Source organism: Lentimicrobiaceae bacterium, from assembly GCA_028697555.1.
In the GTDB taxonomy this organism is placed as follows: Bacteria; Bacteroidota; Bacteroidia; order Bacteroidales; family UBA4417; genus UBA4417.
Window position 1 is genome coordinate 1 of record JAQVEX010000019.1, and the last position, 24,563, is coordinate 24,563.

Sequence of the window (24,563 nt, forward strand, 5' to 3'; positions counted from 1 at the left end):
AATGATGGTCAAAGCCTAAAACAATAGCCGAAATGTTTAATTTATTTACCAAATAATTCACAACAAAATCCTGATAATTCGTTTTGGCAAAATTCAGGTCAAAGTTAATGATGATAAGGTTTTTAAAAGATGTTTGTTTTAGTAGTTCAATTTTTTCGTTTTGTGTAAGAATGTACTTGAAGTCGCTTATAGGTTGTAAAACTTGTCTTGGGTGAGGAAAAAAAGTAATCAAAGTACTTTGTCCACCAATTTTTTCGGCGTAATTATTCAATTCATCGATAATTTGTTTGTGAGCGACGTGAATTCCGTCGAAAGTGCCGACAGTAACAACAGGTCTGACTATTTCGTGTGCTTTATCAATGTCGTAAAAAATATTCATGAAACTATTATTGATTAGCTGTCTGCATTTGGTTTCTTAGTCTATGGTTTTCAGGCAGTTTTTTGTTTTGCATAATCTATTATTTTTTGCTCATAAACGAGTTGACCGTATATACAATTTCGTCAAGTCCCACATCCTTGTTTAAATAACTGTCGGCATATATCCACTGTTTGTGATTTTCGTGGGTAATATCGAATTTTATACGAGTTTTGGAGCTGACCGAACTAACAATAATTACAGGGATTTCAGGGTTGTGTTTTTTTATTTTGTAACACAGTATAAAACCGCTAATTTGTGAATCCATAACCAAATCAACAACACATAAATTAGGCTCAACTTCTTTAATTAATTTTTCGCCTTCATGTTGATTTTCAGCATAAATTATTTCGTAGCCATGCTGTTTAAGCCTTGCTTTCAATTTGTTAATAAAGTCTATATCATCGTCAATGATAAGTATTTTGTTTCGTTTCATAGGGAGATATTGATTTTATATATTAACATTAAGCTTTTTCAACAAGTTGTTGTTTATATTATTTTCGTACAAATCTAACACATTCTTATTATTGTACGGATAAAATGAATTTGTTTCTTTTTCGTAGTTGTAAATATTTTCAATTCTGCTTTTAGTGAAATCTATTTTGGTGTTTATAGGTTGTCCGCCGCCCGAGATGCAACCATTATTGCAGGCAGCAACTTCAACAAAATCTATGTCGTTTTTGCCTTTTCTAAATTCATCGAGCAATGTGCCAACATTACTAATGCCGTTAACTATAGCAAAACCGAACTTATATCCGCCAATTTCTATAAAATATTCCGTTCGTCCTTTCGGATTTCTAATTTCTTTAATTTCACGATTATCAAAATCAGAGTTTGTAATAAGATAATACAAGGTACGTATAATAATTTCGGTAAATCCGCCACATACAGCAGTTATTGTGCCCGAACCGGTTGGTGAAAAATTAATAATTTCATCATCTTGGTGGCTTGTAATATCATTAAAATCTATGCCGTTTAGTTTTATAAGCTTAGCAAGCTCTTGAGTAGAAATAACTTCATCAATTTTGTTTTCGAATTTATTGTGAAAAGATACTTTTAGTTCGTGTTTTTTAGCAATACAGGGCGTGGTTGCTACTGAAAAAAACTTACAGTCCGACGATTTTTTTTCGACACTCATTTTATCAATAAGTAAACCCATTAACGACATTGGCGAAGGTAATGGTGAAATGTAAGGAAGAAAATCCGGCGAATGCTTTTGCGCGTATAAAATCCACGACGGGCAACAACTTGCAAATTCGGGTTTTCCGTTAGCATTTTTTTTCGCTTCCAAAATACGTTTAGCCTGTTCAATAGCAATAATATCAGATGCTATGGCTGCATCGGCAACACGATTAAAACCAATTTTTCTTAATACCGAGTATATTACATTATGAAGGTTGTAGCTTGGTTTTAGGTTAAGAACTTCGGCAATTGAAAAGCTTACACAAGGAGAAACTTGTATTACGGATTTTGTATCGGGATTACTAAGTGAATCGATAATAATATCTTGATCTTGGTTTTCCGACAAGGCTCCGGTAGGGCAAACCAATATACACTGTCCGCAACTTATACACGCCGAATTATCAAGTCCTTGGTGAAAAGCTGTACCGACCACCATATCGCTACCGCGTTCCAAATAGTCGATAGCTGTAATATGCTGAATTTCTTCGCACACTCTAATACATCTGCCACAGAGAATACATTTTGCGGGGTCGTGAATTAAACAAATATTTGTATAATCAGCTCTGTACTTTTCTGTTTTCTTGAAAAAATGTCGTTCTTTAACGTTCATTTCTTCACTTATTTTTTGCAATTCACAGTTCCCGTTTCTATCGCAAAACAAACACTCTTCGGGATGATTGCTAAGTAGCAGTTCGGCATTCATTTTACGAGCCTTTATAACTCTTGTAGAGTGAGTTTTAATTTTCATCCACTCTTCAACCGGATGAGAACAAGCAGGTATAAGGCTTTCTTTTCCTTCAACTTCTACAACACACATTCGGCAAGCTCCGGTTGGGTTTAAGTTTTTAAGATGGCATAGTGTGGGCACTTGTATGCCGTTTCTATTAAGGGCTTGCAAAATTGTTTCGCCGTTTTTTGCCTTAATTAAGTTTCCGTTTACTTCTATTTCAAAATTCATAATCTTGTTGTTTTATTGAATGAAAACAGCATTAAATTTGCATACTTCGTCGCAAATACCGCAACCTATACACTTATCTTCAACAATATAGTGTGGTTGCCTGGGTTGCCCAACAATAGCATTTGAAGGACATTTTTTCAGACATAGAGTGCAGCCAGTACAGTTATCGGTGTTTATAGCATAAAGCTTAAGTTCGGTACAAAAACCTGCACGGCATTTTTTGTCAAAAATATGTTCGTCAAATTCGTGTTTAAAATATTTAAGTGCACTAAGCAATGGATTAGGAGCTGTTTTCCCTAAGCCGCACAACGAAGTGTCTTTTAAAACCTTAGCAAGTTCGGTCAGTTGCAATACACTTTTAAATATTTTAAGCTCTTCGTTTTCGTCTTTCGATTTGGAACGACTTGTAATGCTTTGAAGTATTTCGTATATACGTCTGCTACCTTCTCGGCATGGAATACACTTGCCGCAACTTTCTTTTTGCAAAAAGTACATAAAAAACTTTGTAATATCGACCATGCAAGTTGTTTCGTCCATTACAACTATACCTCCCGAACCTAAAATTGTATCATGCTCCCACAATGTTTCGTAGCCCACTTCAATATCGAGCATAGAGTAGGGTAAACAACTTCCGGAAGGTCCGCCAATTTGAATAGCTTTAAAATCTTTACCTTGTTTTATTCCTCCCGAAATTTTATAAACAATATCATGTAGTTTTGTACCCATAACCACTTCCACTAGTCCGGTAATATCAGTTTTACCTGAAACTCCAAATACTTTTGTGCCGGAAGCCAGGGGTGTGCCTATTTCTTTAAATTTATTTGGTCCGTAAAGTAATATATTTGGGATATTGGCTAAGGTTTCAACGTTGTTTATAACCGTAGGACTATTAAACAAGCCTTGTTCGGTTGGGTAAGGCGGTTTATGATGAGGCATTGCTCGTTTGCTCATTATGCTGTTTATAAGAGCGGTTTCCTCGCCACTGACAAAGGCTCCAGGACTCTTAATAATATCTATTTCCAAATCAATATTGGAATTAAAAATATTACTGCCTAAAAGCTTATTCTGTTTCATAATATCAACCGCTTGCTTTATTTTGTTGTAGGCATTGGTATATTCGGTCATTATGTAAACAATAGCTTTTGATGCTTCTATAGCGTATGCTGCAATAGCAATTCCCTCAAGCAACAGAAACGGGTCTCCTTCAATAATAGCTCTATCCATAAATGAACCAGGATCACTTTCGGAAGCATTGCATATCAGAAATCTTTGTTTATTATCGCTTTTGCAGGCATTTTCCCATTTAAGACCTGTATGGTAACCGCCTCCACCTCGACCACGCAAGCCACTTTCGGTAACAATGTTTCTGACTTTTTCGGGGCTGTAATTCTTGATACATTTTTTGTAAGCGGAAAAGCCACCCAAAGCAATGTAATGGTCTATAGAGTTTGTGTTAATAATACCGCAATTTTTTAAAACTATACGATGCTGATATTTTAAAAATGGTATTTGATTTATAAAAGGTATATTTTCCCATGTTGAGTGTATGTCCGATTGATACTGACCAATAACCCACGATGTTGGTATAACTTGATTAAAAACGTCGTCCAATAGTTTTTCAACCATATCGGAGTATATGTTTTTGAAAGAAATACGAGCTTTCCCGGGAATTTGAATATCAACAATAGGTTCGTACGAGCATATTCCAATACAGCCGACTTCAACAATATCGGCTTCTACATTCTTTTCATTCAAATAATCAACAATGGCTTGTTTTGTTTTGTTAGCACCCGATATAATTCCACATGTTCCCAATCCTATGTACACAACAGGTCGGTTAATAATATCGTATCTTGCAATGCTGCATTTGTTATCGTATTCGGCAGCGCTTAGCAAATTTTCCGATGCTGTTAGGCTTTGTGCAAGTAATGAGTCTGACATTTAATTAATGTTTAGGTGTTAATATTCGTTTTGATATTTTTCAATAATAAGTCTTATCTCTTTGGGATTCGATAAAATATAAAATTCGTCATTAAAGCTAATCACAGGCGATTTGCTACAAGCACCCATACAGCCAACTGTAACCAAACTAAACTTATTGTCTTTGGTTGTTTCGCCAATGCCAATACCAATAACATTTTTAATTTCATCAACAAGCTTGACAGCCCCTTCTATATGGCACGATGTGCCATGGCAAACTTTGATAATAACTTTAGCTTTAGGCTTAAACCTAAATTGGTCGTAAAATGAGGCAATACCGTAGACCTTTGTTTTAGGAATTTTAAGGTAACTGCATACTTCCGATATGGCTTCTTCGGTAAGGTAACCTTCTACGTCTTGCAACGATTGAAGTATTGATAGTAACTGCTCCTGAGCATCAGGAGGATAGCTTATGATAATTGATTTTATTGTGTCGGACATTGTCGGATTTTTTATACAAATATATAATAAAATTACAACTTTGTTGATGACATATATATTTATTTTAATATTATAAAAAATTTACAAATTCTAAACATTTTACAAAACCCTTATAATTACAAGTGTGGAAATAGTTTGTTTTCAAAAATAGTTTTGCCAAACTGTTAATTTTTCCATCAACACGAAAAATAATGTATATTTGTATTCACAAAAAAACAAACAATGGAAGATTATCAAGAATTTAATATGGATAATTATAAAATACCCGAATTTGTTATTTGTTTAGGTAGTTCGTGTTTTTCGAGGGGTAATAAAAGCTTGGTTAAAATTATAAAAAACTATTTAAAAGAAAACGGATTAGAGGCTAAGGTTAAATTTTATGGTAAACGCTGTTTTGCCAATTGTGCCAATGGTCCCACAATTATGCTTGACGGTAAAGTTTTGGAAAATGTTAACGAAAACAATATAAAATCTATTCTTGATGAATTTTTTAAGTTGGATCTGTTAAATTATTAATTTATGAATAGTCCATTTATTTCTATAGACTACCAAAAATGCATCAAGTGCTATGCTTGTATTAGGAATTGTGCTGTTCAAGCTATTTCAATATCGTCAAACGAAGGTTTTCCAACTATCAATTCCGATAGATGCACAGGTTGCGGCGATTGTGTAATTGCATGCAAGATTAATGCATTAACTTATTACGACTCGAAACCCGAAACAATAAATTTAATAAAATCGTCGAATAAGGTTGTTGCTATTGTCGATCCGGCTATTGCCGCCGAATTTGCAGATATTGCCGATTATCGCAAGTTTGTAAAAATGATACAATCTATTGGCTTTGAAAACATTCATGAAGTAGCTTTTGGAGTTGATGTTGTCGGGAAAAAATACAACGAACTCGTTAACAATTTTATGGGTAAGTATTATTTGTTTTCCTGCTGCCCTGTTGTTACGCAACTTGTTGAAAAATACTATACTGGCTTGGTCGAAAACTTGGTTCCTATTGTCAATCCTGTGATAGCTACTGCAAAAATAATGAAACAGCTGTACGGCGAAGAAATAAAGATAACGTACATTGGACCTTGTGTTGCAGCCAAAATGGATATTCATCGCAAACAGTATGACGGCATTATTGATACGGTGCTTACTTTTAAAGAGTTGAGAGAACTTTTTAATCATTTCAACATTAAAGAAAGCGCCATAGAGTTCTCTGATTTTTCGCCACCATACGGGCACAAAGGCGGTATTTATCCCATAGCTGAAGGAATATTAACAGCTTCGGGAATCGATTATCAATTGCTAAACAGTAACGTTATTACCTCTCGAGGAAACAAATCGGTTATTGAAACTTTAGAAGAAATTGAAAACAATTTTGAAGATATTCACAAGCATTTCAATTTGTTTTACTGCGACGACTGTATTATGGGTCTTGGCATGAAAACCGATAAAAAAAGGCAGGAAAGAGTTTCATCACTCAACAAATACGTTTTAAAACGTATGAAGGACTTTAATATAGCCGAATGGAATAACGAACTTAAAAAGTACTCCGACCTGGACTTGGATATTGATTATGCCGAAAACAATCAAAAATTCCCAGCTGTCAGCAAAGAAAGAAAACAAGAAATTTTGAAGAGCATAAAAAAAGATGGTGATAAAAGTGCAGATTGTGGAAATTGTGGCTTTAAAAACTGCGATTACTTTGCCGAAGCAGTTGCCAATAAAGTTATTAACACTAGTTTGTGCTCCACCTATATGGTTGAAAGTAAAAACGAATATATATCAACTTTAAATAGTACCAACGAAAAACTTCAAAAGCAATATTCGGATTTGCTTGTTGCTAACAGAAAAAATGTTAATGAAGCTCAAGATTATAAAGACAAGTTAGAAGACTTTCAGAATCTTATTCAAAAACTTCCGTTGGCAATATTTTTAGTAGATAAAGACTTGAAAATCTTAACTTCTAACGAAAGTTTTATTAATATTTTAGGAGATGAAGTTAAGGAAATCAACGAAATTATTCCCGGCTTAAAAGGAGCCGATTTAAAAACAATACTTCCTGTTCAGGTATATAAGTTGTTTACTTACGTTATTAATAGCGATGAAGACGTTGTGGGTAGAGATATTCCACTTAACGATAAATTGCTTTTACTGAATATTTTCAGCATTAAGAAAAACAGAATAGCCGGCGGCGTACTGCGAGATATGCACACACCAGAGGTTAGAAGCGAGGAAGTTGTAAGTAGAGTAACCGAAGTTATAGACTTAAACTTAAACTTAGTGCAGAAAATAGCATTTTTGTTGGGTGAAGCAGGAGCTAATACCGAAAAAATGCTTAATTCAATAATTGAGTCACATAAAAATCAATAATGGCTAATGGAAGAGCAATTTTTTGTTGAGGTAAGAGCTGTTCAAAAAAACCACGATGAGGAACGTATTTGTGGAGATACTTTCCTGTCGAAAAGAATTTTGGAAGAAAATAGAATAATTGCAGTTTTGAGCGACGGAATGGGACATGGCGTTAAAGCCAATGTTTTAAGCACTCTAACGGCTACTATGGCTTTAAAATTTACCGAAGAATATAAAGATTTCAGGAAAATTGCCGAAATTATTATGAATACACTTCCGGAGTGTAGCGAAAGAAAAATAAGTTATTCAACTTTTACAATTATTGATATAAACTTCGACGGCGAGACTCAAATTCTTGAGTACGACAATCCGAGAACTTTTATTGTTAGAAATAAAAAATTATTTGATCCCAATTGGGAAACTATAGTTTTAGAGTCGGAGAAGAATTATGGGAAAAAACTGCATCTGTGTAAGTTTAAGCATCAAAAGGAAGACCGTATTATCAGCACTTCCGACGGAGTTACGCAGTCGGGAATGGGAAGCGAAAAGTACCCTTTTGGTTGGACTGAAGAGAATGTTCAGGAGTATGTTTTAAAATTGGTTAGTTCCGATACTACAATATCAGCTTCGCAGTTGGCTAATAAAATCGTCAATATGGCTGTTCTTAACGGCAGATACAAGTTAAAAGACGATACAAGTTGCTTGGTTACATATTATCGCGAACCGCGTAAATTATTGCTTTCTACCGGTCCACCTTACGAAAAAGTCAACGACGTAAGATTAGGCAATATTATAAAAGATTTTGAAGGCAAAAAAATTGTTTGCGGAGCTACAACAAGCGATATTGTTGCAAGAGAACTTGGTGTCGAAATTGTTGATAGCTTTGAGTTTGAAGATGATGAACTTCCCCCAATTTCGTATATGCCCGGTATCGACTTGGTTACCGAAGGTATACTTACGCTCAGCAAGGTTTCGGATATTTTGAATAATTATTCGCCACAATATAGAATAGGGAAGGGTCCCGCCGATTTGATTGTAAAAATGTTTATCGAATCGGACGAAATTCATTTTGTTATCGGGACTCGCATTAATATTGCTCATCAAGACCCAAATTTGCCCATCGACTTGGAAATCAGGCGAACGGTTGTAAGACGAATAGCCAAAACACTTGAAACAAAATTTTTGAAACAAGTCTTTATTCAGTTTATATAAATAAGATGAACAAAAAAGCTGCCCCAAACCTGAGGCAGCTTTAAAATTAACTAAATTCACATTTGCTATTTGATTAATTTTTTCATGATAGTTTCTTTTTCTAACTTCTTTGTACAGAAGAACCAATCGTAGCATTTCATATCGCCTGGCTTTTCGGTTCTATCTTGTGCTACACCGCACGTGTTTGCAGGAGGTACAATAACTTCGTCTCCTGGTTGCCAATCGGCTGGAGTTGCAACGCCAAATTCATCGGTGGTTTGAAGTGCAATAAGAACTCTGTACAATTCGGGGAAATTACGTCCTGTGCTTTGTGGGTAGTACATCATAGCTCTGATAATACCTTTCGGGTCGATGAAAAATACCGCACGAACAGCCGAAGTTGCAGATGTGTTGGGTTGAATCATGCCGTATTTTTTAGCTACATTCATGCTAACATCATCAATTAAAGGGAATTTAACTTCAACATTTTTCATTCCTTTGTAATCGATTTTTTCTTTGATGGTTCTAAGCCAAGCAATGTGGCTGTGAAGTCCGTCAACCGAAAGACCTACAAGTTTGCAATTAGCTTTTTCAAAATCTTCTGCCATTGTAGCAAAGGTCATAAATTCGGTAGTACAAACCGGTGTAAAGTCTGCCGGATGGCTAAATAGGATAGTCCAATGCCCTTTGTAATCAGACGGAAAGTTAATTGTACCTTGTGTTGTTACAGCTGTAAATTCAGGAGCTTTTTCGCCAAGACGTGGCATTGCAATAGTTTCATTCATTTTGTTTTCTTCCATTGTTTTAAAAATTTTTATTGATTATTGTTTAATTTAATTTCTATTTATTATATATGTTTTTATTTAATTTTTCATTGTTGTTGTTTATATTTTAACTTCCAACTTCCAACTTCTAACTTCTAATTTCTAATTTCTAATTTCTAATTTCTAACTTCATTTATATTCTCCGTTAATTTGGAGTTGTATGCTTTTTATATTAAAATTTTTTATCGGATTGTCGGTAAAATATTTTTCAAGGAACTTATCAATATCTTCCGAATAAAAATCCATTATTTCCATACTATTAGAACAATATATATGATGATGGTTTTCAAGCATTAAATCATATCTCATTTTGTCTCTATCAGTTTTTATTCTTTCAACTATACCTTTCTTGACAAAGCTGTCCAATACGTTGTAAACAGTAGCATTAGAAATATACGCATTGTCTTTTTTCACTTCTTCAATTATATCTTCGGTGGTTGGGTGAGTATGCAAATTGTAAATCGCTTTATACACGCTAATCCTTTGAGGCGTAACTTTCAAGCCCTTTTCCGATAAAATATTTCCTATTTCTTCCGTTGTTTTCATAAAATAGAATAATTCTTATTTAATACTTTGCAAAGATAAATAACTTTTCTTAATTAAGAATAGTTCTTAACAAGTTTTAACAAGAAAAATTGATTAATGAAATATTAATACAGTCAGATAAACTTTAAAATAGTGAATGGTGAATGGTGAATGGTGATTAGTGGGTGGTGGATGGTGATTGGTGGTTTTTGGAAGTTTAGAGTTCTGAGTTCTGAGTTCCGAGTTTCTGAATTCAAAACTCCCGACTCGTAACTCGTAACTAATTCCACTCGTCACTCATCACTCATCACTCATCACCAGAAGCTAAAAGCCAACGGCTAACAGCCAACAGCCAACAGCCAACAGCTAATTCATAATTAAAGATATTTCTAGTACAATAAATAAAAAATATACACTTTAAAAAAGCAAAAGAAGTACCTTTGCAACATGGTAAATAGTAAAACAAGAATTGCTTTTCATACTTTCGGTTGCAAATTAAACTTTGCCGAAACCAGTGCCATTACTAATAATTTAGACAAAAATAAATTCGAAGTAGTTGATATTAAAAGCAATGCCGATATTTTTATTATTCATACCTGTTCGGTTACTTCGGTTGCATCGAAAAAGTGCCTTACTTTAGTTAGAAGTTTGGCTAAAAGATTTCCTGATTCGCTAATTGGTGTTATTGGCTGCGATGTGCAAGGAAATACTGATAAATACTTAAATCTGAAGAATGTTAACTGGGTAATTGGCAACGAAAATAAGAATCAACTTTCAAATATACTTAATGCACACAGCGTTAACTCCGAAAAGCACGTTGACGTAAGTCCAATAAAACAAGTAAATAGCTTTTTTAGCTCATACTCAATCGGTCAGCGGACACGTTCTTTTTTGAAGGTTCAAGACGGATGTAATTATTTTTGTTCGTACTGTTACATACCTTATATAAGAGGTAAAAGTCGGAGCGATACTATAAAAAATATTGTTTCGCAAGCCAATGAGATTGTCGGTTCGGGAGTTAAGGAAATAGTTCTGACGGGAGTTAATATTGGAGATTTCGGCAAACCTAACAACGAAAATTTTTACGATTTGCTTGTTCAGCTTTCGCAAGTCGATGGATTAGAACGGCTCAGAATATCATCAATTGAACCTGAATTGCTTTCTTTTGAAATAATTGATTTGGCTGCGACGGCAAAAAATATTATGCCGCATTTTCATATTCCTTTGCAAAGCGGTTCTGACACTATTCTCAAAGATATGAGGAGAAAGTACAAAAGAAGTGTTTTTGAAGAAAAAGTTAAGTATATAAACAAAGTTATTCCCGATGCGTACATAGCCGCCGATGTTATAGTCGGTTTTCCTACCGAAACCGACAAATTATTCAACGAAACCTACGATTTTATCAAATCTTTAAACATAAGCGATTTGCATATTTTCACCTATTCCGACCGTCCAAATACGGTTGCTTCCGGCTTTGATATTAAAGTTGATGGCAACACAAAAAACATGAGGCATGATAGGTTGAATGAATTATGTTTGCGTAAAAAGTCGGAATTTTATAAAAAGCATAAAGGTTTGAAAGCTAAAGTGTTGTGGGAAAAAGATAATAAAGACAATATTATGCACGGTTTTACCGAAAATTATATAAGAGTAAAATCAGAATACAACGAGGAATTGGTAAATACAATTACCGACGTTGTATTGTTAGATATTGAAGATGAATGTTTTACAGTTAAAATTTTATCATGATAAATTATAAAGATATATGCGACAGCGTGATAGCAATATCAAAGGTCGCCGGCAATTTTTTGATGACCGAAATTGAAAAAATTAAGGTTACGGATATTAAAAACAAAGGCGTACGCGATTTTGTTACTTACGTTGACGTTAACGCCGAAAAAATGATAGTCGAGGCATTGAAAAAAATATTGCCCGAAGCAGGATTTATCACCGAAGAAGGTGTTGAAACACACAGAGCCGAAAAATACAACTGGATTATCGACCCTTTGGACGGAACAACCAATTTTGTTAATAAAGTTCCGATATATTGCACAAGTATAGCTCTTATGGAAGATTCGGAAATTGTTGTCGGTGTAATTTATGAGCCAAATTTAGATGAATGTTTTTATGCTTATAAAAATTCCAAATCGTATTTGAATGGCGAAGTCATTACGGTACACGACAAACCCGAACTTATTTCATCGCTTTTTGCCACAGGTTTTCCTTATCAAGAGTACGAAAAAATGGACGAGTATGTAAAAGTGTTTAAATACTTTTTAAGCAATTCGTCGGGAGTCAGACGTTTAGGTTCGGCAGCAGTCGATATTGCTTATACTGCCTGCGGCAGATTTCAGGGATTTTACGAGTTTGGTCTAAAACCATGGGACGTAGCCGCCGGAGTCATCATAATAAAGCAAGCGGGTGGGGTAGTCAGCGATTTTAAAAACGGCAATAATTACCTATTCGGAGCCGAAATAGTTGCAGCCGCTCCCACAGCACATAAAGAAACTATTAAGGCGCTTGAGATGTTTGGATTGTAAATGGTAAATGGTGGTCGGTGATGGGTGATGGGTGATGGGTGAACGGAGCATAACACCATTCACCAACCACTAATCACTAATCACCAAAAGACGTTAGTCTTTACTAACAAAATCCGAGTACACCGGCATTAAGTTTCTGTCGCCGTAAGCATCATCAACGCGTGTTACAGCTGGGAAGTACTTATCTATTTTAACACAATTTAGTGGGAATAAAGCTTTTTGTCTCGAATATGGCTTGTCCCAATCATCGGCGGTAGCCATTTCAATTGTAAACGGTGCATCTTTAATGATGTTATCGTTTTTGTCGCACTTTCCACTTTCAATATCAGCAATATCTTTTCTGATATCGATTAAAGCTTCTGCAAATTTGTCAAGATCGCTAAGCGGTTCGCTTTCGGTAGGTTCTATCATCAAAGTACCTATAACGGGGAAAGCCACAGTAGGAGCGTGGAAACCATAGTCCATCAAACGTTTTGCAATGTCGGCAGCTGTAATATTAGCAGTTTTCAAAAACTGATTACAGTCGATGATAAATTCGTGAGCAACGCGATCGTTTTTGCCTGTATAAAGAACTTTGTAATGTCCTTCCAAACGTTTTTTCAAATAGTTGGCATTAAGTGTTGCAAGCTGTGTAGCTTTTTCCAATCCTTCTTGTCCTAAAAGTTTAATGTAACCGTAGGTAATAGGCAACACATAAGCGCTACCGAATGCAGCGGAAGATACCGCACTAATAGATTTATCGGTACCTATTTTTGTAATGCTATGACCCGGCAAGAACGGTGTAAGGTGTTTTGCAACTCCAATAGGACCAACACCGGGACCGCCACCACCGTGAGGTATTGCAAAGGTTTTGTGTAGGTTCAAGTGGCAAACGTCGGCTCCAATATAACCTGGGTTGGTAAATCCGACTTGTGCGTTCATGTTAGCACCGTCCATATAAACCTGACCGCCATTTTCGTGAACAATATCAACAATTTTTCTGATACCTTCTTCATATACTCCGTGAGTTGAGGGGTAGGTAACCATAATTGCACCTAAGTTGTCTTTGTGCTTTTCGGCTTTTAGTTTAAGGTCTTCTATGTCGATATTACCATTTTCGTCGCTTTTAACTGTAACAGTCGTCATTCCTGCCATAACTGCGCTAGCAGGATTGGTTCCGTGAGCCGACGATGGAATTAAACAAATGTTTCTATGTCCTTGATTAATGCTGTCCAAATATGCACGAATAACCAGCAAACCTGTATATTCACCCGAAGCACCTGAGTTTGGTTGGAAAGACATAGAATCAAAGCCGGTTATTTCGCACAAATCTCTTTCCAAATTACTGATAAGTTCTAGATAACCTTGGACTTGGTCGGTAGGAGCAAAAGGATGCACATTGGTAAACTTGCTGAAGCTCAACGGCATCATTTCAACAGCTGCGTTAAGTTTCATAGTACACGAACCTAATGGTATCATTGAGCGGTTTAGAGCTAAATCTCTGTTTTCCAATATTTTTAAGTAACGCATCATACCTGTTTCGGAGTGATAATCGTTGAAAACGCTATCGGTCAGATATGGCGATTTGCGGTTGAAACCTTCGTCAAAAGTCTTTATCAGTTTGCAAACTTCAGGATTGCAGACAAACTTTGTAAACCCTTTGTTAGCAGCTTTGGCAAAAATCTCTAACAGTGTATTGATATCATTAAGGCATGCGGTTTCTCCCAAACTAATGTTGATATGTTTTTCATCAACATAGTGTAGATTCATTTTTTTATCCAAAGCCATCTTTCTGATGTCTTCAATCTTGGCATTATCAGGGATTTGGATTAGTAATGTATCGAAAAAGTCCGTATTAATTTGTTTATAACCGTATTTTGCAATTTCCTGAGCCAAAACACCTGTAAGAATATTAATGTGTCTGGCTATTTCTCTAATACCTTCTGCACCGTGATAAACTGCGTACATTCCTGCCATAGTAGCCAACAATGCCTGTGCAGTACAAATATTTGAAGTAGCTCTTTCGCGTTTGATGTGCTGTTCGCGAGTTTGCAACGCCATTCTTAGAGCTTTATTTCCTTTTTTATCGATAGTAACACCGATAATACGTCCAGGAATGTTACGTTTGTAATCATCTTTGGTGGCGAAATAACCAGCGTGAGGTCCGCCAAATCCCATTGGGATACCCAAGCGTTGGGTGCTACCAACAACAACATCGGCTCCCCATTCTCCCGGAGGAGTTAGCAAAGCTAAACTCAAAATATCGGCAGCTACAATTACTTTTACGTTGTTTTTTTGAGCTTCTTCGCATAAAGCTTTGTAGTTATTGATGTTTCCGTTTTTATCGGGATATTGTACCAATATAGCAAAAACATCATCGGTAAAATTAAAATCATTGTCATCAACTAACTTTACATTAATACCAAGGCGATGAGCACGAGTATTAAGGACGTCGATAGTTTGCACAAAAGTTTTATTGCTGACTAACAAAGTATTTGGTTTTTCGCCGTTTTTATTTTTGGGAGCCGTATTATAAAGCATAATCATAGCTTCGGCAGCCGATGTTCCTTCGTCTAACAAACTTGCGTTGGCTATTGGCAAGCCGGTTAAATCGCTGACTACAGTTTGAAAGATTAAGAGTGCTTCCAAACGTCCTTGCGATATTTCTGCCTGATAAGGCGTATATGATGTGTACCAGCCGGGATTTTCAAATATATTGCGCATTATTACGCCCGGGGTTATGGTATCGTAATATCCTTGTCCGATAAACGATTTGAATGTTTGGTTTTTTTCGGCTAATTCCGTAATGTGATTCATGTATTCAAATTCGTTCATGCCCTTGGGCAAATTTAACGGCTTGGGCAATCTGATGTTATCGGGAATGGTTTGGTTCATAAGGTCGTCGAGACTACTTGCACCAACAACATTTAACATTTGTTTAATTTGCTCTTCGGTAGGACCGTTGTGTCGTTTAATAAAGTTATTTGTAATCATATTTTGTTGTTTTTATTGTTACATATTTATTGTGCAAATGTACAAATGAAATTTGATATTTTGTCCTTGATTTAATTAAATTTTCGTAATACAACACAAGGAGCGTTATAGCTCCTTGTATTGCAAATGGTGTAGTGTTTAATATTAACTAAAACAAAAAAATTTAAAAAACCACGTGAGCCATTTTATATTTTGATAAACTTATGTGTTGTATGTTTTCTATTGTTATCAATAATTATAAGTATGTAATTTCCAGGCATTAAATTACTGACATCTATTATTTTATTATCAAGAACGCTGTTCTTAATAACATTTCCGTTAGAATTTAATATCATATATCTAGAAAAATCTTTCAAACTCTTAATTTTAATATAATCCGAAGTCGGATTTGGATATATTGCTGTTGAATTATCATACGAATACACGTTTTCATACAACACGTTTGTGATATCAATATCGAAGTCGATAAATTGGTCGTTGCTGGTAGCTCTGACGGTTACAACAACTTCGGCATGATTGGGATTTAATCTGGAAATAGTCATATTGCTATTGTTGTTAATCACGGCTTCAATATCGTTAGGTGAGCTGTTATTTATGACTGTATATACTATCAGAGAGTCGCAAACATCAGGGTCGGAAACGGTTCCAATCAGGTTGAACGTAGTATCGAAAGGATAATCGTATATGTAAATATGCTCGATTGGATTTGCCAAGTATGGCTCGGGGTTAGGTAAAGGCAAGCAATGTACTGTAAATATGGTTGCTACTTCTTGTCCGGCACTATTGGCATTTATGGTGATAACCGCATCGCCTACATCGGCACTAAGTCGTTCTAAGTATAATGTTTTATCGTCTAAAATGGTTTGAACAAGTTCAGGGTTTGTATTATTAGCAACGCTTAAAACTATACTGTCGCTTGGGTCGTCTGGGTCGGCAAATGTGTTAGACAAATCCAATGTATCGTAGTCGGGATAGTACTCAAAAGTAACATCCGGAATAGGATTCAACACATAAGGCGGAAGGTTTTGCGGGTCGGTACAAAACACATTAAACGATGTATTTGCGTACTGTCCGTTGCTTTCGGCATTAATGGTAATGAGAACCGTATCGTTTTCGCTTGAAAGTCTTTCTAAATACAGAGTTTTTTCGTTAATAGTTGCCTGAACAAGTTGCGGATTAGTGTTACCACCAACGCTTAAAACAATATTTTCGATTGGGTCGTCGGGGTCGGCAAAGGTATTAGTTAAGTCTAATGTATCGTAACAAGGATAAGTTGTAAATAACACATCGTCGATGCTGTTAGCAACATAAGGCGGTTGGTTCGGTGTAGTAGGAGGTATGCCGTTGAAGTCGTCCATGCAAAAATAAGCTGGTGTAGTCATTCCCCAAGCATTACTTCTTGACGATTGCAACCCGAAGCGTATGGATTTTATAATTCCCATAGTAGAAAGGTCGAACCATTCCCAAGTGTTAACAACATAATCTTCCGAATTGTTTGGCGAACGGTAGTCGGCAAGGTAGTAGTACAATGTGTCGGTGTATGTGTTATTTTCTCTTTTTCCAACAGCCCAAATTCTGAAATAATCAGGGTCGTTTCCTGAGTTTCCGCCAAAAGCCGGTCCGTAACCGTCTCCTTCCAAAATTGCTCTGTATGCCCATAAATTGTTGGTTACGTAGCAGCCTGAAACAACATCAGGATCATTATCGGCAGGTTTTACATCAGCAGGATAACCCATTGTAAAGCCAACTGCATATTGCTCTGATTCGTTTACGCCTTCGCCTGCAATAGCAGTATATTGAGCAGCCATTCCGCTTAATGTCGTATCTGTCCTGTTTGAAGCGGTAAATCCACCCCAATACGAACTGTGATAATAGTTATAGAAACTCCAAGTGTCGCTAATCATAGCATTTTCACCTGTATGTGGTGGAGTCCATGTACCGTTACTGTTTAAGGTAATATCTTCAAAAGTCGCTGTGCCGTGTGCTGCAGTAGCTTCAGTGCCCGACATCAGAATAGTCATATCAACAAATAAGCTGTTGTAGGTACAACGTATTACAACTTCGTGATTAGTGAAAGCTACTGGATTAATTCTCTGTAAGGTCAATATGTTGGCAGAAAGAGAAGACTGAACATGAGTGTTAGTAGAATTTTGAATTGCCAGTTGCATGTTGGCATTGGGGTTGCCCGGAACTGCAAAAGCATTGGTAAGATTAATGGTTTTAGTTTCGGGATACGTGGTAAAATTCACAGGGTCAACCTGATTGGCAATAACGGGAGCAACTGCAGGAACATTACATATTACGTTAAAAGAAGTCTCTACAGTTTGTCCATTGCTGTTTGCCGATAAAACTATAGTTGAAGTGCCTGCATCGGGACTTATTCGTTTGACTTTTAAATTCCTATTTCCTGCAAGTAACGTAGCTTCAACCAATTGCGGATTGGAATTAGATGCAATGCTTATTACAATATTTTCATTTGGATCGTCGGGGTCGGCAAATGTATTGTTTAAAGAAATAATTGTGCTGTCGTTTGCGTTTTCAAAAACAACATCGCTTATAGGGTTTGCAACGTATGGCGGAAGATTTCCACCAGAAACGATTTCGTCAGCACCTGCACATGGTGTTGTTGTCGAACGCAGTTCGTTGTCGATATCGTGAGTTACGTAGCTCAAAGGATTAGCAACAGTAAGGTTTGTGCTATTACTTATATGCAGATTGGTATTCGAAATAAAAGGATTTGTACTTATAATTTCTGTGTTATTATCGTTGCCGGAAGCCGTTTGCCATTCCTGTAAAGTAGCATATTCGTTTGAGCCGATTCTGCCGTAATAGTTACCGTTGAAAAGACATCTGTTGTAGTTGGAAGTAAAATTACTTATATCCGATTTATTATGCCTGACGATGTATCCGCTATTTTCGCTTACAAACAGATTATTGTACATTTTAAAGTTAGGGATGACGGCATCTATGTAAACAACAGCACCGCTTCCTGTTCCTTGCATAAGTGCAGTATTGTTAGCCAGAATTACATTTTCGCTACTACTGTTAGAAAGTTTGAAAGCATAATTAAGGTTGGAATTGGAAGTAATTTTAACCATATTATTTCTTATAATAACAGGTTCTGTTGCTGAGCCAATAGCAGGTCGAACCTCTATGCCTGTTCCGTCTTTTGTCGAAAAATCGATGTTGATTATATTGTTTTCAATTACGCTATTGTCGTAAACCCGAAACAAATCAATAGCTTGAAATCCGTTTTTTATATCTTCGTTGTTGCTAATTGTGTTGTTTTTTATAGAAGCATTTTTTTGATAAGTTGCATAAATAGTTTTTGTGTACTGGTTTGTAAATGTGCAGTTATCAATTACTAAGTTGCTGTCGGGCGGAGTTATAGCGTTATTGCCTTGTAAGTAAAAAGCCATGTTTCCATTTACAAATTGCGAATTTAAAAAATGCAAATCCGAATCGGTGTAGTCGGCACTTTTGCTGTTGTCGTAAATAATATGTTTGTCGTTGTTATAGGTTGAAGTTGTAACATCAATACCATGAAAATATATACTGTCGAAGGTCAAGTTATTAACTTTATTTTCAAACACAACTAAATTCCCATAATTACTTGATGTTGTAACTATTTTCATGTTTTTAAAAGTAATGTATCTTACCGCCGAAAATTTAATTATTGGTTTTTCTAAATATCCTGCATTTCCGGTTAAAACAACTTGTTGGTTGTCGGGAGCTATACCTTTAAAAACAATCTGATTTTCAGCACTTAGTTCGTTAATAGTCGTAATAGTTAAAAACTCTTCATAAGTGCCAGGCATAACCTTAAAGGTAACTATACCTTGTACACCTTTGGTTGTGGCATCGTTAATAGCTGCCTGAAAACTCGTATAATTTGGATTATGTGCTGCGTTTTGGCTAATTATGTACTCTCCGCTCAATTTTGTTTGAGCTACACTTATTTGCATTATAGCAATTAATGCTAATAGCAACAGATTAAATTTTCTCATTTTGTTATATTTTAATTGTTCATTAATAAATACTTCAATATCTATTTATAACAAAATACGAAATGGGTGGAGGTAATATACTGAAATATCGACACATCTCAGACCTCTAATCCCGGAAGTCGTATTATGTAATTTGAAAATGGTAGGTCTTCTGACTTGTTTCGTACATTTTTGCCTTCCCGTAAAAACAGTGGCTTAATAAAAATGCTTTTAAAACTTACAGCAGCGGGTACTGTTGCCGATTCTCACGGCATTCCCTTTTAATCTTTTAATAGAACCAATTTTCGCTTGCAAATATATAACATTTTTATAACCTACAAAGTTTGACAATTAGAAAAGTTTTACAAAGTTTCAAATCTAAACATAAAAACATATAGATGTGTAGATATTTTGTACTTTTGCAAAATATTTATATTTACATTTTATACTAACATACTAATATTACTAATTATGAAACAGACTATTGAGACTAAATGGCAAGGAAAGATGAAATTCCTATCGAAAGTTAACAATCACGAAATTATGATGGATGCTGCTGTCGCAAGCGGCGGAGAAGACAGCGGAGTACTTCCAAAACCTTTAATGGTAACTGCATTGGCTGGTTGTACAGGAATGGATGTCGTGTCTATTTTAAACAAAATGAAGGTACAATTCGACGAATTTGACGTAGTTATTGAAGCCGAAATGACCGAAGAACACCCAAAGCATTATACAGCAATGCACATTATATATAAGCTGAAAGGCAATAATATTGATAAAGAAAAAGTTGAAAAAGCCGTCAACTTATCGTTAGAAAAGTATTGTGGGGTAAATCATGTTTACAAGCAAGTAATGAATATCACACATGAGATAGTGATTGGTGATTGGTGAGTGGTGAGTGGTGAGTGGTGAGTGGTGAGTGGTGAGTGGTGAGTGGTGAGTGGTGAGTGGTGAGTGGTCGGTGTTAGTTACGAGTTTTATATTTTCGGTCATTGAGTGCCGATATTGAACGAAGTGAAATATCGGTGTATCGAAATGCCGAAAATAGATGAGTAGTTGGAGTTAGTTACGAGTTACGAGTTACGAGTTAGGAGTATTGAGTTTCTCAACTCTTGACTCAGAACTCTCCCGAAATTTCGGGACAGAACTAACCGCACCCCGTACTAACCAACAGTTATCCAAATTATGCTTTTTTTTTGCAATCAATAAACTTTTACGGTTTTAATTTTGTTTTTTTCATTTTCTTTGCTTGTCCAAAGAAAACGAAACAAAAGAAAAGACACTTTTTACAAGGAATTTTTTATTGCCCTATGGCAATAAAAACCGTATAAAAGAAACTAAATTTCTTACAGGATTCAGAAATTTTAACGTTTCTTTTATACATATTCTGCGTAAAAAGGTTTTTAGTCCCGAAGTTTCGGGATAACCCGCAACATCCCGAAACTTCGGGACAACACGCATCAGACAATGCCCAATAGCTAACAATATTCCAAAAGAGATATACCCTTAAAGCTTATTAAAAAAAACCTTCTTTTTCTTTTCGGATTTAGCCATTTGTGTTGTAAACTATAAGTACAAAAATAATATTTAGGTGATATTAAATTTGTTTATTGGGTAAATAAATGTGTGTTTTATAATTTTATTAGTTGTTTATTTTAAAATTGTTGTATATTTGTTTTGGGGATTAAGTGTCGACGGAAAGCATAGGAAACAAATAACAATATTGAAGCATTGAAAGATAAATAATTATGAAAATATGAAAGTGAAATATTGACCAATAAAATACATACTAAATATGACTAAAATTTTATCTTCAGAAATAATATCTCTAGTTCACCATGTAAAGCTAAACGAAAGTGGTTGGTGGGAAAAATCTATTCAAAACATTTTAATTTCAATTTTTGGAATTAATAAAAATGTGCCACAAAATGAAAATGAGTTATTATCTAATTTAGGAAAAGTGCTTAATTCAGATTTCGATAATAATAGAATTATTAAGCAGTTTGAGTTTTTGAAATTGCATAAAAAAGTTGTAAAGGTATCCGAAGGGCTATATGCTTTATCTGATGAAACATATGAAGATTTTAGATTGTCATTCGATTTTCAAAAAAACATTGAATTTGAAGCTGAAAAAAGATTCAAGGAACTTTGCGGAAAATTATGTCCGGAAATCCAAACAAAAAATTTATGGAGTGAGTTAAATGAACACTTGATTATTCCTTTAATAAGAGAAATTGGAGCTAAAACTTATGAATTAATTAGTGGCGAAAATGCTATTTCAATTGAACAATACGGACAGTTTAATTCATTTCTCTCGCGTTATAATGAAAATAAAGTAAAAATTCAGACATTGCTTCTAAACTATTTTGATTTTAACAATAAATTTGTAAAAAAATATGTCTTGCATCAATTAAACGCGTATTTTTTTGTTGAATCCACAAATCTAAATCAAAAAACGGTAGATAAAGTGTATGCTTTATCGAAATCGCAAACCAATTTGAAAGTCTTTGTTGATACGAACTTTTTATTAACTCTTCTTGATTTACACGATAACCCTTCTAATGAAGCAGCATATTCACTCGTAGAACTACTAGATGAGATAAAAAATCGTGTAAAAGTTAAGTTCTATGTATTACCTGTAACGGTAATGGAGTTTCAAAATCTAATCTCAAAATTTAAAGATTATCTAAAAAAGCTTAAACCATCGTTAAACCAAGCTATAGCTGCTGAAAATACGGAGGATTTTTCTGGTATTATAAAAAAGTATTTTCAGAAGTGTCACGAAAAGGGAATAATGTTAGACGTAGACGATTACTTCGACCCTTATCTAGATAATTTCACAGTAAATATCAGGAAAAAAGGTATTGAAATACAGCAGGACAATATGGATAAATACTCAACAGATATACGGGTTGTTAATGATTTACTAGATCAGGTTGAATATCGATTTGACCGTAACGACAGAGCAGGGAAATATGTAGGACTAAATGAAGAAGAAAAGGAATTGAGAAAGCGAAATATTTATGATAAATTCAATCATGATTGCAAAATGTGGCACTATGTAAAAGATAAACGACCTGCCTACATTGATTCTACAAAAGATGTCGTCAACTGGATTTTAACGTTAGATTTTAGCTTTCTTGAGTATGATAAATATAAGCAATACAGAGACACAAATACCAAAATTAGCATATGTTTGCACCCTAATGAATTTATCTCAATGCTACAATTCTGGGTTCCTAGAACAGAAAAATTTGAAAATGCTATTTTAGGCAATTTTAGATTACCATTTCTATTCAAAGAAGTTGATAGCGAATCTGAAAGAGTGAGCCTTGCTATTTTGAATGCAATGTCCCAGTACGATGATAGTGAAAAGTTTACTAGCGAACTTGTTACAGAAATTCTAACAAATAAGGCTTTACGTCAAAAGATAAAAGTAAGCAACACAGTTGAAGAAAACGCTAAACTTATTAAAGAAGAGATATTTAAAAGATATGAAGTAACTAAACAACTACTTGGTCAAGAGAAAGAAAAAAAAGAAAGCTTGTCAGAAGAACTAAGTTTGGTCAAAAATGAAATTGGAACATTAAATAAAAAGATTGACGAACTTCAAGATAAGACAAACAAGAAAATAGAGAAGGAGCTGGAACTGGTTCGTAATTCGAGAATACAAGAACTTAGTAGCAGAAAGGAAACTCTTAGTGTAAAAATCGAACAAGTTAAAATTCGAATTTCTGATTATGAAGAACAAATTAAGAAAGCTGATATAGAAGTTGAACAAATTAACAAAACATTCAGTACCCTCATTAAGTCTGTTTTCCTGGGTCAATCTAAATATAAGTCTAATCTGAAAGATAAAATCCATAGTAAATACTATGATTCTGAAAAATATAGAAAAATGAAGGATGAATTATCCTCTCTGACCGAAGAGTTTAATAATTTAATAATTCCAAGAATTGATGAGAAAATAATCATTTATTGCGAAAACCAAAACTCAACATTTTTTAATAAACTAAATTTTCAGAATATTCACTTTATACCAGAAAAAAATAGTAGTGGAGTCTTTATACAAACGGTTGCAAATCCAACTCATTTTGGTTTGAGGGATAGGGATTTTCTCACAGACAACGAAATAATGAAATTAAAAAATCAATACAGTAACTATATAATACTTGACTACTACTGCTTTGAAAACTACTTATATCATCCCGATAACATTTCTGAGTTGCAAATAAAAGGCTTTGATAGGGAATTATACGTGCAAGAATTGATTAAGCAGAAAAATTCGAGGTATGATACAATCCTATTGAAACTGACTAATGCAAGAAATGGATATCAGGAATTTAAATTGCCTGACAACAAGTTTCGTGAAAAAGATGAAATTGTTTGTGATTATCTTAAATCAAATGATGTAGAAATATTTTTAAAATCATACAGTCTCAAAACTGAATTTGATAGAACAATTATTGCTGAATTTCAACTATCGCCTGAAAAGCTTTCTTCTACATACTGGTTTAGGAAGAAAATCGAACAATTACTAACATTTTAAAAAATAATATTGTTCAGTAATAAAACAAGAAGTCATATAGACTAAAGCCCAATGACAAGGTTCCTATATATTGACAATGGCTCACAATATCGTAAGGCAGAACACTAGACTGTAACAAAGGTAAAAATCAAGCGAGCAGAAAGTGCCAATTTGAAAAGTATTGCAACTAATAAACTTTATCGTAGGTTGGTGTTGACGTGCTCCAAAATACTCGCCAGCTTTTAGCCTAAACCGTAGGCAGTATTGTACTTCAATTGCTAAACTATCCATATTCCCAAACCAAAATTCCTAAAACTTCAAGAATTTGATAAGTTTTAGGAATTTTGATTATTAACAATATAACTTGTTTATTTTAAAATTGTTGCACAAATGACCGAAGTGTTTCAACTCGTAACCCGTAACACGTAACACGCAACTCGCAACCCGTAACTCGCTCTATCCCCTCGCTTGCTCGATTTTGCAAATAGAGCGTAAGCACGAAATTAATACGCAGCACTTCGGCATTTCGACACCTCGGCTACGCTCGGTGGGCACTAGCTCAATGACCGAAGTGTTTCAACTCCTAACTCCTAACTCATAACTCCTAACTCACCCGTCACTCCCGAATTCTCGGGACAAGCCACCACCATTCACAATCCCTAATTGTTCAT

16 protein-coding genes and 1 riboswitch are annotated in these 24,563 nt (G+C 35.0%); of the genes, 7 read left to right on the forward strand and 9 right to left on the reverse strand.

The genetic code is table 11. The features are described from left to right. From PHP31_04220 to nuoE, 5 genes are all read right to left on the reverse strand, one after another. Positions 1–379 (reverse strand): riboflavin biosynthesis protein RibF (locus PHP31_04220; GenBank protein ID MDD3738479.1); only part of this gene is annotated, 379 nt, incomplete at its 3' end. A 79-nt stretch (positions 380–458) separates the two neighbouring features. Further along, positions 459–851, reverse strand: a complete 393-nt coding sequence (locus PHP31_04225; protein ID MDD3738480.1) for a response regulator — start codon at positions 849–851, stop codon at positions 459–461. Between the two features lie 15 nt (positions 852–866). Then, the gene (locus PHP31_04230) at positions 867–2,555 is read right to left on the reverse strand and encodes a [Fe-Fe] hydrogenase large subunit C-terminal domain-containing protein (protein ID MDD3738481.1); all 1,689 of its coding nucleotides are present in this window, start codon (positions 2,553–2,555) and stop codon (positions 867–869) included. Between the two features lie 12 nt (positions 2,556–2,567). Then, positions 2,568–4,496 carry an NADH-ubiquinone oxidoreductase-F iron-sulfur binding region domain-containing protein gene (locus tag PHP31_04235; protein MDD3738482.1) on the reverse strand — a complete coding sequence of 643 codons (1,929 nt, stop codon included), beginning with the start codon at positions 4,494–4,496 and terminating at the stop codon, positions 2,568–2,570. Positions 4,497–4,514: 18 nt separating this feature from the next. Continuing rightward, a complete protein-coding gene (gene nuoE, locus PHP31_04240; protein ID MDD3738483.1) occupies positions 4,515–4,976 on the reverse strand; it encodes an NADH-quinone oxidoreductase subunit NuoE in 462 nt (153 codons plus the stop codon). Positions 4,977–5,198: 222 nt separating this feature from the next. Between nuoE and PHP31_04245 the strand changes: the two genes are divergently transcribed. Genes PHP31_04245 through PHP31_04255 form a run of 3 tightly spaced genes read left to right on the forward strand, consistent with a single transcriptional unit; the run spans position 5,199 to position 8,537 of the window. Beyond that, entirely contained in the window at positions 5,199–5,492 is a 294-nt protein-coding gene (locus PHP31_04245; GenBank protein MDD3738484.1) for an NAD(P)H-dependent oxidoreductase subunit E, read from the forward strand. Between the two features lie 3 nt (positions 5,493–5,495). Beyond that, a complete protein-coding gene (locus PHP31_04250) occupies positions 5,496–7,346 on the forward strand; it encodes a [Fe-Fe] hydrogenase large subunit C-terminal domain-containing protein (protein MDD3738485.1) in 1,851 nt (616 codons plus the stop codon). Between the two features lie 6 nt (positions 7,347–7,352). After that, positions 7,353–8,537, forward strand: a complete 1,185-nt coding sequence (locus PHP31_04255) for a SpoIIE family protein phosphatase (GenBank protein MDD3738486.1) — start codon at positions 7,353–7,355, stop codon at positions 8,535–8,537. Positions 8,538–8,602: 65 nt separating this feature from the next. Here the strand turns inward: PHP31_04255 and PHP31_04260 are convergent, their stop codons facing one another. Next, entirely contained in the window at positions 8,603–9,316 is a 714-nt protein-coding gene (locus PHP31_04260; GenBank protein ID MDD3738487.1) for a peroxiredoxin, read from the reverse strand. A gap of 153 nt (positions 9,317–9,469) precedes the next feature. Further along, complete coding sequence (locus PHP31_04265; protein MDD3738488.1) at positions 9,470–9,886, reverse strand: transcriptional repressor; 417 nt, start codon at positions 9,884–9,886, stop codon at positions 9,470–9,472. Positions 9,887–10,312: 426 nt separating this feature from the next. Here PHP31_04265 and mtaB point away from each other — a divergent pair, with 426 nt between their 5' ends. Together mtaB and PHP31_04275 are read left to right on the forward strand one after the other, a co-directional pair. Continuing rightward, positions 10,313–11,614 (forward strand): tRNA (N(6)-L-threonylcarbamoyladenosine(37)-C(2))-methylthiotransferase MtaB, encoded by a 1,302-nt coding sequence (gene mtaB / locus PHP31_04270; protein MDD3738489.1) that lies wholly within the window; start codon positions 10,313–10,315, stop codon positions 11,612–11,614. Next, complete coding sequence (locus PHP31_04275) at positions 11,611–12,405, forward strand: inositol monophosphatase family protein (protein MDD3738490.1); 795 nt, start codon at positions 11,611–11,613, stop codon at positions 12,403–12,405. Before mtaB ends, PHP31_04275 begins: the two co-directional genes overlap by 4 nt. A 93-nt stretch (positions 12,406–12,498) precedes the next feature. Here the strand turns inward: PHP31_04275 and gcvP are convergent, their stop codons facing one another. Beyond that, positions 12,499–15,378: an aminomethyl-transferring glycine dehydrogenase gene (gene gcvP, locus PHP31_04280; protein MDD3738491.1), complete on the reverse strand. Its 2,880-nt coding sequence runs from the start codon at positions 15,376–15,378 to the stop codon at positions 12,499–12,501. 185 nt (positions 15,379–15,563) lie between these two features. After that, on the reverse strand, positions 15,564–19,385 hold the full coding sequence (locus PHP31_04285) for a DUF4465 domain-containing protein (GenBank protein ID MDD3738492.1): 3,822 nt from the start codon (positions 19,383–19,385) through the stop codon (positions 15,564–15,566). 123 nt (positions 19,386–19,508) lie between these two features. Beyond that, positions 19,509–19,682: riboswitch (cobalamin riboswitch) on the reverse strand. A 153-nt stretch (positions 19,683–19,835) separates the two neighbouring features. On the opposite strand from PHP31_04285, the gene PHP31_04290 reads away from it, so the two are divergent. Continuing rightward, on the forward strand, positions 19,836–20,255 hold the full coding sequence (locus tag PHP31_04290; GenBank protein ID MDD3738493.1) for an OsmC family protein: 420 nt from the start codon (positions 19,836–19,838) through the stop codon (positions 20,253–20,255). Between the two features lie 904 nt (positions 20,256–21,159). Next, a complete protein-coding gene (locus PHP31_04295) occupies positions 21,160–23,913 on the forward strand; it encodes a hypothetical protein (protein MDD3738494.1) in 2,754 nt (917 codons plus the stop codon). The last annotated feature ends 650 nt before the right edge of the window (positions 23,914–24,563 follow it).